At 31.7% G+C, this 16,902-nt stretch carries 18 protein-coding genes; 10 read left to right on the top strand and 8 right to left on the bottom strand.

The annotated features are described in order from the left end of the window. The first annotated feature begins 2 nt into the window (after nucleotides 1-2). Nucleotides 3-569, top strand: coding sequence for a hypothetical protein (locus KK2020170_RS07145; protein WP_221257655.1), 567 nt, complete (start codon nucleotides 3-5; stop codon nucleotides 567-569). Between the two features lie 27 nt (nucleotides 570-596). On the opposite strand, the gene KK2020170_RS07140 is transcribed toward KK2020170_RS07145, so the two are convergent. Continuing rightward, complete coding sequence (locus KK2020170_RS07140; RefSeq protein WP_221257654.1) at nucleotides 597-2,000, bottom strand: FAD-binding oxidoreductase; 1,404 nt, start codon at nucleotides 1,998-2,000, stop codon at nucleotides 597-599. 68 nt (nucleotides 2,001-2,068) lie between these two features. Between KK2020170_RS07140 and meaB the strand changes: the two genes are divergently transcribed. Further along, nucleotides 2,069-3,154, top strand: a complete 1,086-nt coding sequence (gene meaB / locus KK2020170_RS07135; RefSeq protein WP_221257653.1) for a methylmalonyl Co-A mutase-associated GTPase MeaB — start codon at nucleotides 2,069-2,071, stop codon at nucleotides 3,152-3,154. 453 nt (nucleotides 3,155-3,607) lie between these two features. Here the strand turns inward: meaB and KK2020170_RS07130 are convergent, their stop codons facing one another. From KK2020170_RS07130 to KK2020170_RS07120, 3 genes are all read right to left on the bottom strand, one after another. Beyond that, nucleotides 3,608-3,835 (bottom strand): hypothetical protein, encoded by a 228-nt coding sequence (locus KK2020170_RS07130; RefSeq protein WP_221257652.1) that lies wholly within the window; start codon nucleotides 3,833-3,835, stop codon nucleotides 3,608-3,610. A gap of 96 nt (nucleotides 3,836-3,931) precedes the next feature. Continuing rightward, entirely contained in the window at nucleotides 3,932-5,311 is a 1,380-nt protein-coding gene (locus tag KK2020170_RS07125; RefSeq protein ID WP_221257651.1) for an MATE family efflux transporter, read from the bottom strand. A 125-nt stretch (nucleotides 5,312-5,436) separates the two neighbouring features. Beyond that, nucleotides 5,437-6,318: a PPK2 family polyphosphate kinase gene (locus KK2020170_RS07120; protein ID WP_221257650.1), complete on the bottom strand. Its 882-nt coding sequence runs from the start codon at nucleotides 6,316-6,318 to the stop codon at nucleotides 5,437-5,439. Between the two features lie 63 nt (nucleotides 6,319-6,381). Here KK2020170_RS07120 and KK2020170_RS07115 point away from each other — a divergent pair, with 63 nt between their 5' ends. From KK2020170_RS07115 to KK2020170_RS07085, 7 genes are all read left to right on the top strand, one after another. Next, nucleotides 6,382-6,969, top strand: a complete 588-nt coding sequence (locus KK2020170_RS07115; RefSeq protein ID WP_221257649.1) for an LURP-one-related family protein — start codon at nucleotides 6,382-6,384, stop codon at nucleotides 6,967-6,969. A 128-nt stretch (nucleotides 6,970-7,097) separates the two neighbouring features. Then, nucleotides 7,098-7,631 (top strand): RNA polymerase sigma factor, encoded by a 534-nt coding sequence (locus tag KK2020170_RS07110; protein ID WP_221257648.1) that lies wholly within the window; start codon nucleotides 7,098-7,100, stop codon nucleotides 7,629-7,631. Between the two features lies 1 nt (nucleotide 7,632). Beyond that, nucleotides 7,633-8,556 carry a hypothetical protein gene (locus KK2020170_RS07105; protein ID WP_221257647.1) on the top strand — a complete coding sequence of 308 codons (924 nt, stop codon included), beginning with the start codon at nucleotides 7,633-7,635 and terminating at the stop codon, nucleotides 8,554-8,556. 37 nt (nucleotides 8,557-8,593) lie between these two features. Further along, the gene (locus KK2020170_RS07100) at nucleotides 8,594-9,022 is read left to right on the top strand and encodes a hypothetical protein (protein ID WP_221257646.1); all 429 of its coding nucleotides are present in this window, start codon (nucleotides 8,594-8,596) and stop codon (nucleotides 9,020-9,022) included. A 62-nt stretch (nucleotides 9,023-9,084) separates the two neighbouring features. Then, a complete protein-coding gene (locus KK2020170_RS07095) occupies nucleotides 9,085-11,271 on the top strand; it encodes a VWA domain-containing protein (protein WP_221257645.1) in 2,187 nt (728 codons plus the stop codon). Between the two features lie 76 nt (nucleotides 11,272-11,347). Further along, a complete protein-coding gene (locus KK2020170_RS07090; RefSeq protein WP_221257644.1) occupies nucleotides 11,348-11,860 on the top strand; it encodes an FEKKY domain-containing protein in 513 nt (170 codons plus the stop codon). 24 nt (nucleotides 11,861-11,884) lie between these two features. After that, nucleotides 11,885-12,334: a heme-binding domain-containing protein gene (locus KK2020170_RS07085; RefSeq protein ID WP_221257643.1), complete on the top strand. Its 450-nt coding sequence runs from the start codon at nucleotides 11,885-11,887 to the stop codon at nucleotides 12,332-12,334. Nucleotides 12,335-12,374: 40 nt separating this feature from the next. Here KK2020170_RS07085 and KK2020170_RS07080 read toward each other — a convergent pair whose 3' ends face one another. Next, nucleotides 12,375-14,009: an ABC-F family ATP-binding cassette domain-containing protein gene (locus KK2020170_RS07080; RefSeq protein ID WP_221257642.1), complete on the bottom strand. Its 1,635-nt coding sequence runs from the start codon at nucleotides 14,007-14,009 to the stop codon at nucleotides 12,375-12,377. Nucleotides 14,010-14,226: 217 nt separating this feature from the next. Here KK2020170_RS07080 and KK2020170_RS07075 point away from each other — a divergent pair, with 217 nt between their 5' ends. Further along, nucleotides 14,227-14,838: a YceI family protein gene (locus KK2020170_RS07075; protein ID WP_221257641.1), complete on the top strand. Its 612-nt coding sequence runs from the start codon at nucleotides 14,227-14,229 to the stop codon at nucleotides 14,836-14,838. 47 nt (nucleotides 14,839-14,885) lie between these two features. Here KK2020170_RS07075 and KK2020170_RS07070 read toward each other — a convergent pair whose 3' ends face one another. From KK2020170_RS07070 to KK2020170_RS07060, 3 genes are read right to left on the bottom strand one after another with little or no spacing between them, the layout of a single operon-like run. Then, nucleotides 14,886-15,086 (bottom strand): DUF2007 domain-containing protein, encoded by a 201-nt coding sequence (locus KK2020170_RS07070; RefSeq protein ID WP_221257640.1) that lies wholly within the window; start codon nucleotides 15,084-15,086, stop codon nucleotides 14,886-14,888. A gap of 11 nt (nucleotides 15,087-15,097) precedes the next feature. Next, complete coding sequence (locus KK2020170_RS07065) at nucleotides 15,098-15,712, bottom strand: DEAD/DEAH box helicase (protein ID WP_221257639.1); 615 nt, start codon at nucleotides 15,710-15,712, stop codon at nucleotides 15,098-15,100. Next, nucleotides 15,712-16,875, bottom strand: coding sequence for a sigma-54-dependent transcriptional regulator (locus KK2020170_RS07060; RefSeq protein WP_221257638.1), 1,164 nt, complete (start codon nucleotides 16,873-16,875; stop codon nucleotides 15,712-15,714). The genes KK2020170_RS07065 and KK2020170_RS07060 overlap by 1 nt, the downstream gene beginning before the upstream one ends. Nucleotides 16,876-16,902 lie beyond the last annotated feature (27 nt).

Here is a 16,902-nt window from a genome sequence, read left to right as displayed (position 1 = left end):
ACATGAAAAAATTATTTTTAAGCCTATTTGTAGTATTTACAACTACTTTATTTGCACAAGATTTAAGTTCTTTAAAAGAAGAAGCCAACAAAGCTTATTTAGCAGGTTCTAGTATGAATTATGATGCAATTTTTGAAACAACCTATCCAAAAGTATTTGATATAGTTTCTAAAGACATGATGAAAATGGGAATGGAACAAATGTTCAATAATGAGGAATTTTCAATTCGATTGATACCTGTTGATCCTAATTTTATTTTTGGAGAAATCAAAAGTATAGGTGCTCAAAAATTTTGCATTTTAGATCATGATACTAAAATGAAAATGACTTTCAAAGAAAAAATGGATAATGCTCAAATGATGGTAGATGTATTTAAATCGTCTATGCAAGCTGAAGAAGTTACCTTCGATGAAAATGAAAATGCTTTTACTATAAGAGTTAGATCTACGATGGTTGGTGTGTCTGATGAATTAACAAACAATAAATGGAAATTTATTAATAAAGACAAAGGCAATCAATTGATTAACATGATCTTCAGCGAAAATGTTGTAAAAGAATTAGGTTTATAAAAAAAAGCTCGCAAATGCGAGCTTTTTTTATATCGTGTCAGGAAAAATCTTTCCAGGATTTAAAATTCCTTTAGGATCAAAAACTTGCTTAATTCCTTTCATTAATTGTAACTCAACATCAGAAAAAACAATTGGCATATAATTTTTTTGAACATAACCTATTCCGTGTTCACCAGAAATAGTTCCTTTTAACGATTTGGTTAATTCAAATATCTCCACAATTCCTTTTGGCACTTCTGTTTGCCAAGCTTCATCCGTCATTTCTTGTTTAACGATATTCACATGCAAATTTCCATCGCCAGCATGTCCATAACAAACCGAATGAAAACCGTATTTATTTCCAATTTCTTTAATTCCTTTTAAAAGTGTTGGTAATTCATATCTTGGCACAACCGTATCTTCTTCTTTATAAACCGAATTTGATTTTACTGCTTCCCCAACTGCTCTTCTTAACTTCCAAAGTGCATTTTTTTGATCCGTTGAATCGGCAAATAAAACCTCATCAATTTCATAATTTTCAACAACTCCTAATATTTTTTCGGCTTCTTGCATTAAAACTTCTGGATAATTTCCATCCACTTCTATTAACAAATGCGCTTCAATTCCATCTTTAATTGCAACACTTACGCCTTCAACATATTGCATCGTCCAATCGATAGCATCACGCTCCATAAATTCTAATGCACTTGGTACAATTCCAGCTCTAAATATAGCCGAAACGGCTTCGCAAGCTTGCTCTGCTTTGTAAAACGGCACCAACATTAAAACATTATGTTGATTAATGGGTAATAATTTCAAAACAATTTTAGTCACAATTCCTAGCGTTCCTTCACTTCCCACCATTAATTGTGTTAAATTGTAACCTGTAGAATTTTTTAGTGTATTGGCACCTGTCCAAATGATTTCACCATTCGGTAAAACCACTTCTAAATTCAACACATAATCTTTGGTAACACCATATTTTACTGCACGAGCTCCACCCGAGTTTTCAGCAATATTTCCTCCAATAAAACAACTTCCCATACTACTTGGATCAACAGGATAAAACAAACCTTGTTCAGCCAACGTATCTTTTAAAACTTGCGTAATTACGCCTGGTTCGGTTGTAACTTGGTAATTCTTTTCGTCAATTTCTAAAATTTTATTGAAACGCTCCATCGAAAGTCCAATCCCACCATGAACACTCAATGCTCCGCCACTTAAACCTGTTCGTCCACCAATAGGCACAACAGGGATTTCGTTTTCAAATGCTACTTTCATGATTTCGGAAACTTCTTGCGTATTTTTTGGCTTAACCACAACATGAGGCGGAAAATTATAATCTTCAGTTTCATCGTGACCATAGTTTTTACGTGTTTCGTCATCTGTGAAAATAAAATTTTCAGTTACTATCTCTTGAAGTTTATTTATGATTTCAGCAGAAATATTCATGATAATCGAGTTTAAACAAATGTACGCATTATCTGTAAAATTTGTATTTTTACCAAAACGTTTTCCTTTTGAAGAAACCTGATAAAAAATCGGCTTTAGCAGAAATACATGGTGTAGACCAACCCGATGCTGTAAATCAATCGGTTGCAAATGCTGTACAAAAATTTCGTAGAAAACAACCTACTGCTCAAGAGTTGATTGAAGCCATTTTAAAAGGAGACAAAATTGCGTTAAGTCGTGCGATTACTTTAATCGAAAGTACGAATCCGGAACATTTAGAAAGAGCTAACGAAGTTATTCAAGGCTGTTTACCTTATGCGAATAAATCGGTTCGCATAGGAATTACTGGCGTTCCAGGTGTGGGAAAAAGTACGTTTATTGAAGCTTTTGGTAAGTATTTAACTTCACTTGGTAAAAAAGTAGCGGTCTTAGCGGTTGATCCGAGTTCATCTATTAGCCACGGAAGTATTTTAGGCGACAAAACGAGAATGGAAGAATTGGTTAAAGATGAAAACGCTTATATTCGTCCGAGTGCTTCTGGAGATAGTTTAGGCGGTGTTGCCAGAAAAACACGAGAAAGTATAATGTTGTGTGAAGCTTGTGGTTTTGATACGATTATCATTGAAACGGTTGGTGTTGGACAAAGTGAAACTGCTGTTCACAGTATGGTCGATTTCTTTTTATTATTGAAAATAGCGGGCGCTGGCGATGAATTACAAGGAATTAAGCGCGGTATTATGGAAATGGCTGATACAATAGTCATTAACAAAGCCGATGGTGATAATATTGCGAAAGCTAAATTAGCCAAAACTGAATTTAACCGAGCGTTGCATTTATTTCCTGCAAAAAATAGCGGTTGGATTCCAAAAGTTACGACTTGTAGCGCTTTTGAAAAAACTGGAATTGATAAAGTTTGGGAAATTATTGCCGAATATTTCGAATTAACGAAAGAAAACAACTACTTCGAACAAAAACGTAAAGAACAAAACCAATATTGGATGTTAGAAACGATAAATGAACAATTGAAAAATCGTTTTTACAGTCATCCTGAAATTATGTCGTTATTAGAACAAAACAAAAAAGCGGTGCAAAATAACGAATTATCGCCTTTTGCTGCCGCTCAAATGTTGCTGGAAAAGTATTTTAATTTTTAGGGATTAGGGAAAAGGAATTAGGAATTAGTTTTTTCCTTTTTGAATGCTTTAAAAAATTGTACAAAAACTATAATTATTGCCAAAAAGTTAAGAGCTATACTTATGAAACCTAATAGCTCATAATAGAATGGGAAAAATAAATTAAATTGTAATAGACAAAAGTGAAAAACTGAAAGTTTTAAGCTCGTCTCTTTTCTAAATAATGCTAAAACGCCATAGCCAATTAAGGAAACTATCTGAGATATTGGTAATAAAAAAGTATTTATCAAAAAAATATTAGTCACATCAAAAGCCCAAACTACAGTTTTATTTACTGAATAAGTTTGAGTTTCTATGAAATTTCGAATAATATAAAAAGAGCCAATAACTAATAAGATCAGCCAAAACATTCTTTTTTTAAATAAAACTTTCCAATTCATAAAAAGCTAATCACTAATTACTAACGACTAATTACTACTCCTCGTAACGCTCCATTTCTCTATCGTAGAATTCGCCAGCTAATGTGATTAAATGTTCCATTTCGCTTTCTAATTCTTTCTCGTCTTCACCTTCAACATCTTCTAAAATTTCCACTTCGTCGTCTTTTAAATTGATAATGAATTGAGGAAAATCTAAATGGATAATAAATATATCATCTGGAAAATCAGAATTATCTGCTAATACAAATTTTGGTAAGGTCATCTTTATAAATTATGAATTATGAGTTATAAATATAGTTAATTTGTTGATTTGTTTATTCGATACTTTGAAAGTAAAACAACTTTCGACTTTCGACATTTAACTTTCGACTTGATTAATTAACTTCTTCGTTTCGTTATTAAATCGGATAAATAAAAATACGGCAGCAGCTGTTAAACCAGCAAGTAATCCAATCCAAATTCCAGTTGCACCTAAACTGGTGAAAATTCCTAAGTAAATTGAAATAGGAAAACCTATTACCCAATACGCTACAAATGTAATATACATCGGGATTTTCACATCTTGCAATCCGCGCAAAGCGCCTAAAACTACAACTTGTAAACCATCAGAAATTTGGAATACTGCTGCCACTAATAATAATTGCGCTGCTATAGTAACTACTTCTAAGTTTTCGGTATAATTCGCAACATCTTTTAAATCGACAAAGATGGTTGGCAATTGTTCGTGGAAAACAAGAAAGATTATGGCAAATGCTATTTCCAAAATAGTCGCCAATAAAAAAATTGAAAATGCAACTAAACGAAGTTTATGAAAATCTCCTAAACCTTTTTGGTTTCCAACACGAATCATAGCTGCAACACCTAAACCCATAGCAAACATAAAGGTAAACGATGCCAAACTTAATGCTACTTGATTTGCCGCTTGACTAGTTGTTCCTAATCGCCCTGAAAGCCAAATCGCACCCGTAAACAAAGCTACTTCAAAAAACATTTGCATCGCCGATGGCGTTCCTAACTTGATGATTTTTAAATTGACTTCACGTTTAATTTCTTGCAATGAAAACCCTTTGAAAAATGGATGAAACTTCTTGCGTTTGTTCATCATATAATGCATATAACCTAGCATTACAAAACGAGAAGCAATAGTTCCTACGGCTGCTCCAACAATTCCTAATTCTGGGAAAATCCAAATTCCGTAAATGAATAAATAATTTAAGACAACATTAGTAATATTTCCAAGAATGGTAGCCCACATTGAATATTTAGTTTCACTCATACCATCTGCAAATTGTTTGTAAGCTTGAAACATTATCAATGGAATCAATGAAAAAGCAACAATATCTAAATAAGGCTTAGCTAAAGTTACTACGTGTTCAGGTTGTCCCATGAACGAAATTAAAGGCTTTGAAAAATAGATAATTCCGAATAAAATTACCCCAAGAATGGTACACAAATACAACCCATGATGAAAGGCACTTCTACCCTCTTCTATATTTTTCTTTCCATCGGCTTCAGCAACTAAAGGCGTAATTGCAGTTGAAAAACCAATCCCTAATGACATGGCAATAAACACAAAACTGTTTCCTAGTGAAACCGCAGCTAATTCAGCTGGACCTAATTTACCAACCATAATATTATCGACAATACTCACAATAGTATGTCCTAACATTCCGGTAATAATGGGTAATGCTAAACGAATATTATATGAGAACTCCTTAGTATATTGTGATAAATTCATGCTTTTCTAAAATCGGTTGCAAAGGTAGTTTTTTAGGGATTAGTAATTAGTAACAAGGGATTAGTTTTTTTATAAAATTTATCTTATCCCTTTTTTCTTATCCCTTTTCACTCTTATAGAACACTTTAATTTTCAGAAGACAATTTATCGTGATAAAACTTAATGTTATCTTTAATTTCTTCGTCTAATTCTGGTTCTTTAATATCGGTATATTTTTGAAGTTCTTCTAAAATGGTTTTCGCAACTAAATAACGACACGTTTCTTTATTATCAGCTGGAACCACATACCAAGGCGCATGTTCTTTTGAAGTTCGATTGATGGCATCTTCATAACAAACTAGGTATTTGTCCCATAGTTCTCTTTCTGCCAAATCACCTGGCGAAAATTTCCAGTTGTGTTTTTCTTCTTCTAATCGTCTTAACAAACGTTGGCGCTGTTCTTCTTTGCTTAAATGCAAATAAAATTTCAACACGATTACGCCATTTGAGGCAATATGTTTTTCAAAATTATTGATACTCTCAAAACGATTGTCCCAAAAAGCTTCATCAATATCTTCCACTGAATTAATATGAGGAATTCGTTCATTTAAAATATATTCAGGATGCACGCGTGTAATTAAAACATTTTCATAGTGTGTTCGATTGAAAACCGAAAACTTTCCTTTTTCAGGCAAAGCCAAATAATGGCGCCATAAATAATCATGTTCTAATTCGGTAGAATTTGGCGTTTTAAAACTATGAACCACAACTCCACGTGCATTGAATTCCTTAAAAACTTCACGAATTAAACTATCTTTTCCAGCAGTATCCATTCCTTGCAAGCAAATTAGTACGCCATATTTGTTGTGCGCATACATTTTATCTTGTAGCTTGCTTAACTTTTCACGAATTTTTTGCAATTCTTTTTCTTTCTTTTTTTCCGATGTTTCAACGTTAATGTAAGTTGGTCTATCTTTTAATTTTATGGGCGAAGTAACTTTTAAAGACAAACATTCAATATTTTTCATGGTATAGAATTATATAATGGAAATAAAATTATTTTTGCAACAAACTAAAATTAATCAATTTATATGAATTCTATTCTGAACAAGAATCTTTTTTTAATAAAGGAACACATTGGAATGTTTAAAGCAGCCAATAACTTTGATGTTTTAAATCCAGAAAACGGAGTTTTAATGATGACTTGTAGAGAACCAAATTTAGGTTTCTTTACTAAACTTTTCCGTTTTACAGATTATAAACGAATGACGCCTTTCGACATTATAATATCTGACAATCAAAACAAAAAAATAATTTCAATTAAAAGAGGAACTACATTTTTTCGATCAGATGTTGAAGTTTTTGATGAAAATGAGAAATTAATAGGACTTTTTAAGCAAAAGTTTTTCTCTTTTGGTGGAAGATTCGAAATTTTTGATCCACAAGGAAAATCATTGGCAACTCTACAAGGAAAATGGACTGGTTGGGAATTCAAATTTTTAAAGGACAATAATGAAATTGCTTTGGTTTCTAAAAAATGGGCTGGACTTGGAAAAGAATTTTTTACAAGTGCTGACAACTATGTTTTAAAAATCAATGAAACTGTTCCTGAAAATGATCCTTTAAGAGCTCTAATATTAGCAGCAGTAATGTGTATCGATATGGTGTTTAAAGAATAATTAAACCAATCATTTAAGTATAATCCTCAATTCAATTGGGGATTTTTTTATTTATCTTTAAAAATATTTTAAGGTCGTCCCAACCTTTTCTTCTTTTTTTCTCTCTTTAATAGAAAGCACCAATTGTGATGGATGAAAAAATAATACAAGCTTGTAAAAAACAACGTCGTGATGCGCAACGGCAACTTTATGAGTTAATGGCGCCTAAGTTGTACTATTTGTGTAAACGTTATTTGAAAAAAGAGGAAGAAATTGAAGAAGTGTTGGCCGATTCATTCTTTATCATTTTTACAAAAATAGACCAATTAAAAGAAGTAAAAGCCTTTGAAGGTTGGGCAAAGAAAATTGTGGTGAATCAATGTTTAGCACAATTAAAAAAGAATCTCAACTTCAATTTGTATTTAGATGATGTTTCGTATGCCAATCAACCTTTAGCAGATGAAATGACTGATTTGGAAGAAGAAGATTTACTCAATTTGGTAAAATATATTCCCGAAGGCTGCCGAACAATTTTCAGCTTGTTTGTAATTGAAGGTTATAGTCACAAAGAAATTGCAGATCAACTCAACATTACTGAAGGAACATCAAAATCACAATTGAATGCCGCCAAAAGTAAATTGAAAGAATTAGTCACCACTTACTATTATCAAAAAGCGAAGTAAAATGAATACCGAAGATAAAATATATAACAAAATAAAATCGGCTGCCGAAAAAGGTGCTACTCCAGACTTTTCTGGAATGGACAAAGTTTGGAACCGAGTGGAAGATAAGTTAGATGCTCAAGTATCTAAATCAGAATCTTCAAAATGGAAAAAAATAGCTGTTGCGGCTTCAATTGTTGTCGTTGGAACTATTGCTTATAACTTCTTTGACAACAAACCTGAAATAATTACTAATAAGAATTCTGTAGTTGTAAACGATAGTCTTTTGTTAAACACAAATAACACTCTTGTTGAGGCTTCTGAAGAAAGCAAAATTCATCAAGAAGAAACAAAATTTGTAAATCCAAATATTGTTGCGAATGCAGATGCTATCTTAGAAAAACAAATTGAAGAACAACCTGTTGTCGTTACTACAATTAAAAAAACAAATCCTGTAGATGTTTCAGTTTCAGAAATTAAAGCTGAAGAAATAATAATGCAAGATAAAGCATTTGAGAGCTCAGATGATTATATTCAAGGTAATTCATTACTCCCAAGCGCAAAAAAAGAAAACTCACATGGAAGTTCAAATTATACGATTACGGAAGCTGCCGTTCCAAACAGAGCTGTTCAATCTAAAAAAGAGAATCCACTTGTGGTTGTAGATGGAGAAGCTAAAAAAGGAATGAAAGTTGAAGAATTAATTAATACTGAAATGGATTCAGTAGTTTACTTAAAAGAACCTTTATACATTATAAACGGAAAAGAATATTCTGAAAAAGAACTTTTTGGTCCAAATCCTACTAGTCCATATGCGCCTTTAAACCAACAAGATATTATATCAACTACGATCTATCAAGGCGAAGATGCTACTAAATTGTATGGCGAAAAAGGAAAAAAAGGAGTTGTCATAATTACTACCAAAAACGGAAAACCTAAGAAATAAAAAGCCAATTTAATTCTACATTAAAAAAGTTTAAAAAATGAAAACAATATATATATATTTAATATTGCTATTTACTTCATTTAAATTAAGTGGGCAATCATTAGAGAATAGTATATGGCAAATTAATGATGTTTTTGGTAATAATGGAGAGTATTTAGATGAATACCAACTTACAAAAGTGGAAAAGCAAGATGAAAGAATAAGTTTTGTATACGGAAATTCAATTACTTTCTACCAAACTTCTTTCTCTAGTAATTACTCTGCTCCTTGTGGCAATGATTGCTTTCCTTCATCTTCTGGGAATTATAAAATAATTAGTAATAATCAAATAGAAACTACACAATTTACTTTCGATCAAAGTGGCGATTGCGAAACAATACATAAGAAAATGAAAATAAAAACTCTTTATCAAATCGTCCAAAAATCGAAATCAAACATTATTCTAAAAAAGATTAATCAGAGATAAGACAAATCTTTCGAATCAATTATCGATTAAAAATCAACGTTTCACTTAAAAAAATTATAATCATGAAAAATTTAAAAATCTTTTCATTAGGGATTGCTATGCTTTTTGCGTTCCTAAGCTTCAAGACAGTAAATCATTCATTTACATGTAAAAACGAGTTAAAAACCATTACAGGAATCGTTTCAGACGAACTAGGACCAATTGCTGGTGTAAGTGTTATTATAAAAGCTACAAAAACTGCAACTACAACAGATTTTGATGGAAAATATACAATAAAAGCTAAAGTTGGTGATATACTTGAGTTTAAGTATGCAGGTTATCGAGAAAATAGAAAAGTGGGTAAATCTAATGTAATAAATGTAAAATTTTCTACTTTAAATCAAGAAGAAGTTGTGGTTACATCTATGGGGATAAAACGTAAAGTAAATGCGATAACTTCCAGTAATCAAGTAGTTAAATCTGAAGACATTACACAAGCTGCAAATCCAAATGTTGTTCAATCACTTTCAGGAAAAGTTTCCGGTTTAACAATTAATACTACAAACAATGGCGTAAATGCTAGTACTCGTATAGTTTTAAGAGGAAACAGATCTATTAGTAATAGTAATAAACCTCTTATCGTTATTGACAATGTAATTGCTGATGCAAATACACTTCAAGCTTTACCTCCAGAAATAATTGAATATACTAATATAGTAAAAGGAGCTCAAGGGGCAGCTTTATATGGTGAGCAAGGTGTAAATGGAGCAATTATTGTTGTCACAAAAACAGGATTACCTAAAGAAGAAAAAGATAAAATTTCAAAAATCATTAAAGAAATTAATCAACCAACAAGTAGCATAGTTCCTGATCAAGAAGATTACGAAGTGTTTGTTGAAAACGAATTTGAAAGTCCGAAACAATCACCACTTTCAACATTTTCAATAGATGTTGATAATGCTTCTTATACCAACATTCGTAGATTTATTAACAATGGACAAAAAGTTCCTAAAGATGCAGTTAGAGTGGAAGAAATGGTTAACTTTTTTAAGTATAATTATACACAACCAAGAGACAAACATCCGTTTGCCATTCACACAGAATATAGCGATTGTCCTTGGAATGAAAACCACAAATTATTAAAAATTGGATTACAAGGAAAAGATATTCCAATGGATCATTTACCAAATTCCAACTTTGTTTTCTTAATTGATGTTTCGGGTTCCATGAGTGCACAAAATAAGTTACCATTATTGAAGGAATCGATGAAGGTTTTGGTCAATCAAATGCGAAAAGAAGATAAAGTTGCTATTGTAGTTTACGCAGGTGCTGCTGGTTTAGTCTTGCCTCCTACTTCTGGGGACAAAAAAGAAACAATAATAAACGCATTCGACAATTTACAAGCTGGTGGTAGTACAGCTGGTGGTGCAGGAATTCAATTAGCTTACAAAATTGCTCAAGAAAATTTTATTAAAGGTGGAAATAATCGTGTGATTTTAGCAACTGATGGTGATTTTAATGTTGGTGCTTCTTCGGATAACGATATGGAGCGTTTGATTGAAGAAAAACGTAAAAGTGGTGTTTTCTTAACGTGTTTAGGTTATGGAATGGGTAATTACAAAGACAGTAAAATGGAAACTTTGGCAAATAAAGGAAACGGAAACTATGCTTATATTGATAATATTCAAGAAGCCAATCGATTTTTAGGAAAAGAATTTAAAGGTAACATGTTTGCGATTGCTAAAGATGTAAAAATTCAAATTGAGTTTAATCCGAAACACGTTCAAAGCTATCGTTTAATTGGTTACGAAAACCGAAAATTGCGCCCAGAAGATTTTAAAAACGATGCTATTGATGCTGGCGAATTAGGAAGTGGCCATACGGTTACAGCACTTTACGAAATCATTCCAGTTGGTGTAAAAAGTGACTATTTAAAAGAAGTTGATGGATTGAAATATTCGAATGTTTCCAACAATCATAATTTTTCAAATGAGTTAGCAACAATAAAATTCCGATACAAAAAACCAGATGGTGAAAAAAGTACAGAAATGGTTGAAACTATCAAAAATGAAACTATTGCTTTAGCTAAAAGTTCTGATGATTTCAAGTTTAGTTCATCTGTTGCTTGGTTTGGGTTGAAATTACGCGATTCGAAATTGATTAGTAATAAATCGATTTCTGATATTAAAAATTTAGCAAAACAAGGAAAATCAAATGATGCAGAAGGTTATCGTTCAGAGTTTATTCGATTGGTTGATGCAATTAATTAGTTGGCAGTCTCAGTAAAAAGTATTCAGTAATATCCTGCAAGGTTTTTAAGATCTTGTAGGATTTAATCAATATAAAATGAAAAATATTATTTTATTATTCATCATTTGCTTTGCAAATCTCATGAATAGTCAAACAAAAATAGTAAAGGCAAATGAACCTCTATTTGTTCTCAATGGAAATGAAATTCCTAGAGAAATTTTAGAAAAAATCGATCCAAAAATAATTGACAGCGTTAAAGTTTTAAAAGAACATGCTTCTATTGAAAAATATGGAGAAGAAGGTAAGTTCGGTACAATTGAAATTTATTCAAGTAAATACGATTCAGAAAATCTAAATCAGCACCAAAAAATTATTTATGTTTTGGGTGGAATTGCATCCATTTATACCAAAGAAGATGTTGAATTTGAAAAGAAATACAAAGTAAAATATTATGATTTTGGTTGTATTGCGCCAACAAATTTTGAAGAGTTTGAATTGAAAAATAAAAAAGTATTCGATTCGCTTTCAAGAGAATTTGGAGAAAATTGGCAAAAAGATATTAAAGCCGCTTCTATGGGATTTTCTAAATGGAAAGATGAAAAAAATTAGTACTTTTAGATAAAATTAAACGTTATGAAAAAAATATTTAAAATTTTAGCTTTAGCTTTTATCGTAATTCAATTTTTCCAAATTGATAAAACCAATCCGCCAGTTGATGAAAATCAAGATTTTTTAAAAATACATAATCCATCTCCAGAATTAGCAGCTAAAATTAAAGCTTCGTGTTATGACTGTCATTCTAATGAGAGTAGCTATCCTTGGTATACAAATATTCAGCCTGTAGGGTGGTGGGTTAAAAATCATATTGAAGAAGGAAAGCATCATTTAAATTTTTCTGAATTTGGTACATACTCTGCCAAAAGACAATCTCATAAAATGGAAGAATGTTACGAATTAATTGAAGAAGATGAAATGCCTTTAAAAAGTTATACTATCGCTCATAAAGATGCTATTTTAGATGACGCAACTAAGGAACAATTGATTGCATATTTTAAAGAAATGGAGAGCAAGTTGAAAGAATAATTTAATAAAAAAGCTCCACAAAATGGAGCTTTTTTTATTTCTACTTCTCAATCTCTTTTAAGTTTTCCATTTTTTTGTGTTCTAAGAACCCTTTAATATCTTCAAAATGTTCACGAACACGTTTGTTACCAAATTCGAAAACTTTAGTAACCAATCCATCCAAGAAATCACGATCGTGAGAAACTAAAATCAAAGTCCCATCAAAATCGCGTAATGCATCTTTGATTATATCTTTCGTTTTCATGTCTAAGTGATTCGTGGGCTCATCGAGAATTAAAACATTAACCGGTTCTAATAATAATTTAATCATGGCCAAACGTGTTCTTTCACCTCCAGAAAGCACTTTCACTTTCTTTTGAATATCATCGCCACTGAACATGAATGCGCCTAACATATCTTTAATCTTAGAACGAATATCTCCAACAGCAATTCTATCAATCGTTTCAAAAACTGATAATTCGCCATCTAATAAAGCCGCTTGATTTTGTGCGAAATAGCCAATTTGTGCATTATGACCTACTTCCATTTTTCCGCCATCGTAATCAATTTCACCCATAATGGCTTTAATCATCGTTGATTTTCCTTCACCGTTTTTTCCAACGAAAGCAACTTTTTGTCCGCGTTCAATAACCATATTTGCATTGTTGAAAACCACATGTTCTCCATACTTTTTTGATAATTCTTCCACTACAACAGGATATTGTCCGCTTCGTGGTGAAGGTGGAAATTTCAATCGTAAAGCAGAAGTATCGACTTCGTCAACTTCTACTAGAACTAATTTTTCAAGCATACGAACACGTGATTGCACTTGTTCTGTTTTAGAAAAAGTTCCTCTAAAACGCTCAATAAAAGCTTGATTTTCGGCAATAAACTTTTGTTGTTCGTCATACGCTTTTTGTTGGTGCGCTCTTCTATCTTTACGTAATTCTAAATAATCAGAATATTTTGCTTTGTAATCGTAAATTCTACCCATCGTAACTTCAATTGTACGATTTGTAATATTATCGACAAATGCTCTATCGTGCGAAATTACCATTACGGCTTTTGCTTGGTTTACCAAGAAATCTTCTAACCACTGAATACTATCCATATCCAAGTGATTCGTTGGCTCATCCAAAAGAATTAAATCGGGTTTCTTTAATAAGATTTTTGCCAATTCAATTCGCATTCTCCAACCTCCTGAAAATTCAGAAGTTTTTCGAGTAAAATCTTCACGTTCAAAACCTAAACCTTTTAATACTTTTTCTACTTCTGCTTCGTAATTTACTTCTTCAATCGCATAGAATTTCTCAGAAAGTTCAGAAACGCGTTCAATTAACTTCATATACGCATCGCTTTCATAATCTGTACGAACCGTTAATTCATCATTAATTGCATCGATTTCTGCTTTCATTTTAAAAACTTCTTCAAATGCTTTAGCTGTTTCATCGAAAACAGTTAATTTATCTTCTGTTAATAAATGTTGAGGCAAATAAGCAATTACCGCTTCTTTTGGAGCCGAAATTGCTCCTCTTGTAGGTTTATTTACACCTGCAACAATTTTTAACAAGGTTGATTTTCCTGCACCATTTTTACCCATAAGGGCAATTTTATCATTTTCATTTATAGCAAAAGTTACTTCACTAAATAAAGTAGTTCCGCCAAATTCAACTGCAATGTCGTTAACTGTAATCATGTTTAATTCAGAATTTAGATTTTTGAATTCAGAATTTTTAAAACCTGAATTTTTTGAAGGTGCAAATATAGTTATTTAGACAAAAGATTTTAGATATTAAGATTGCAAGATTTTCTTATAATTAACAATTCTTAATTCTTAATTTATCTTTAACTATTGATTTTTGCTTAACCACAATTTACTTCTTACCTTTGATAAGAATTTTAATATTAAAAACATGAAAAAAGTTGCTATAATGGCTTTTGCAATCTCAATTTTTGCAGTAAGTTGTAAAAAAGAAGAAAAAGTGGAAACTCCTGTTGAAGAAGCAGTTGTTGAAACTGGTTTAAAAATTATTTCAGATTCTACAAAAGTAAATTGGACAGCTTATAAAACTACAGACAAAGTAGCTGTGGGCGGTAGTTTTACTGAAATTGAATTAAAAGACACAAAACATGGCGAAACACCACAGCAAGTTTTAGAAGGCGCTCGTTTTTCAATTCCTGTAAGTTCATTATTTACAAATAATCCAGAACGAGATGCTAAGCTTAAAGAATTTTTCTTTATGATTATGAAAGATCCTGATTTTTTAGCTGGTGAAATTCATTCTAAAGAAGGAAATACAACATTATTACTAACATTAAATGGAATCACTAAAGAAGTAGCCGTTGAGACTACTTTTGAAAACAATAAATTCACAGTAAATGGAACGCTAAATCTTGAAGATTTTGGAGCTCAAGATGCAGTTGCCTCACTTAACAAAGTTTGTTTTGACTTACACAAAGGTCCAGATGGAGTGAGCAAAACTTGGAGCGAAGTTGCTATTTCAGGTTCTGTTGTTTTTGAATAAAAAATAATAGTTTATAAAAAAAGCCAAGTTTTTAAACTTGGCTTTTTTTATTCTACTAAATCTTTAATTTTTTCGTAATCTTGTTCTGTTACATATAGTTCTACAGTAGCGTCTAAGTTTCCAAAACCAGCCAAACGAGCCGATTCAAATCCATTTTTCTTAATTGGCTCAACACCTCTGTCTAATAATTGTTGTTCAAAAGCCATTGCTTCTATTTCAGTTCCTGAAAATATTTTAACTTCTTCCATAGTTATATTGTTTATTCTGTTTCTAAAAATATAGGTTCGCGCTCTTCATCGTTTAAGGCAACTGATTCTACTCTTTCTGTTATTTGCGAACAAAAAAATATTCGTTGCCCTTTTTCCATACTCATTAATAATCTTAAGATTACTGATTCATAACGATTTCTCAATAAAACATCAAAATCGTCAAAAGCTATTACTTGCAAACGATTTACATTGAAACCAGCGCCAGAAAACATTTCGTTTAAGCGATTTGGCGTACCAATTAAAACATCGATTCCAACTGAAATTTGATTTTTATCTTCATCTATATCACTTTTATCGTGTGTAATATAAACCCTTAATTGATTGTATTTATTTAATCTATCAAAAAGCTCCTTAAACTCTAAAACCTGTTGCTTGTCTTCCACCATGATTAAAGCTCTTGGCGATTCTTCAAGTGGTTCTTTCAACTTATGTATAATATTTAAAGCTAAAGCTGTTGTTTTACCAGTACCTTTAGGACTTTGAATTACTATATCGGCTCCGCTTTTTATAGGTGAAAAAGTTTCTTTTTGTAATTCATTAGCTTCGGTTAATCCGTTTTCGATTAAAGCTTTTTGAAGATTTGTATTTATTTTTTTTAAATTCATTATTTACTTGCAAATAATTTTACATCGTTTTCTGAAATCTCATTTCCACCTAAAATAATTAAGCGTTCCACTACATTTCTAAGTTCGCGAATATTTCCAGTCCAATCGTATTCTTGTAATAGTTTAATCGCTTTTTCAGAAAAGTCTTTAATTGCAGTTCCATTTTCACTAGCTATCTTTTGTGTAAAATGCTCCACTAACTCTGGAATATCGTCTCTTCTGTCATTTAAAGCCGGTACTTTGATTAAAATTACGGCTAAACGATGGTATAAATCTTCGCGGAAACGACCTTCTTCAATTTCCTTTTTTAAATCTTTATTAGTAGCTGCAACTACACGAACATCGACTTTAATATCTTTATCGGCTCCAACACGTTGGATCAAATTTTCTTGCAAAGCACGTAATACTTTTGCTTGTGCTGGTAAACTCATATCACCAATTTCATCTAAGAAAATAGTTCCTCCATTTGCTGCTTCAAACTTACCTGCTCTATCTTTAACAGCTGATGTAAAAGCGCCTTTTATATGTCCGAATAATTCACTTTCAATTAATTCAGAAGGAATAGCAGCACAATTTACCTCAACAATTGGTTTGCCTGAACGATTACTTTTTTCATGCAACTGATGCGCTACCAATTCTTTACCAGTACCATTTGGTCCAGTAATTAACACACGAGCATCTGTTGGTGCCACTTTATCAATCATTTCACGAATGTGATTAATTGCATCACTGTTACCAATCATTTCATAGTTCTTGGAAACTTTTTTCTTTAGAATTTTGTTTTCAACAACTAATTGCTTTCTGTCTAAAGCATTTCGAACGGTATTCAATAATCGGTTTAAATCGGGTGGTTTTGAAATATAATCGTAAGCTCCTAAGCGCATTGTATTAACCGCAGTTTCTAAATCGCCATGACCAGAAATCATAACCATTGGCACTTCAGGCTTTATTTTTTTAACAGCTTCTAATACTTCAACGCCATCCATTTTTGGCATTTTAATATCACAAAGTACTAAATCGTAATCTTCATTTTTAATTTTTTCGACACCTTGCAAACCATCTTCAGCTTCTTCAACTTCATACGTATCGCTTTCTTCCGATAAAATTTTTGTTAAAACACGGCGAATTGCCGCCTCATCTTCTATTACTAATATTTTTGGCATTTAATATCTTATTTTCAATAAAGTTAG

This window comes from Flavobacterium okayamense (genome assembly GCF_019702945.1).
GTDB classification, from domain to species: domain Bacteria; phylum Bacteroidota; class Bacteroidia; order Flavobacteriales; family Flavobacteriaceae; genus Flavobacterium; species Flavobacterium okayamense.
The sequence above is the reverse complement of the archived record's forward strand: the minus strand, read 5'-3'. Positions and strand labels throughout refer to the sequence as shown.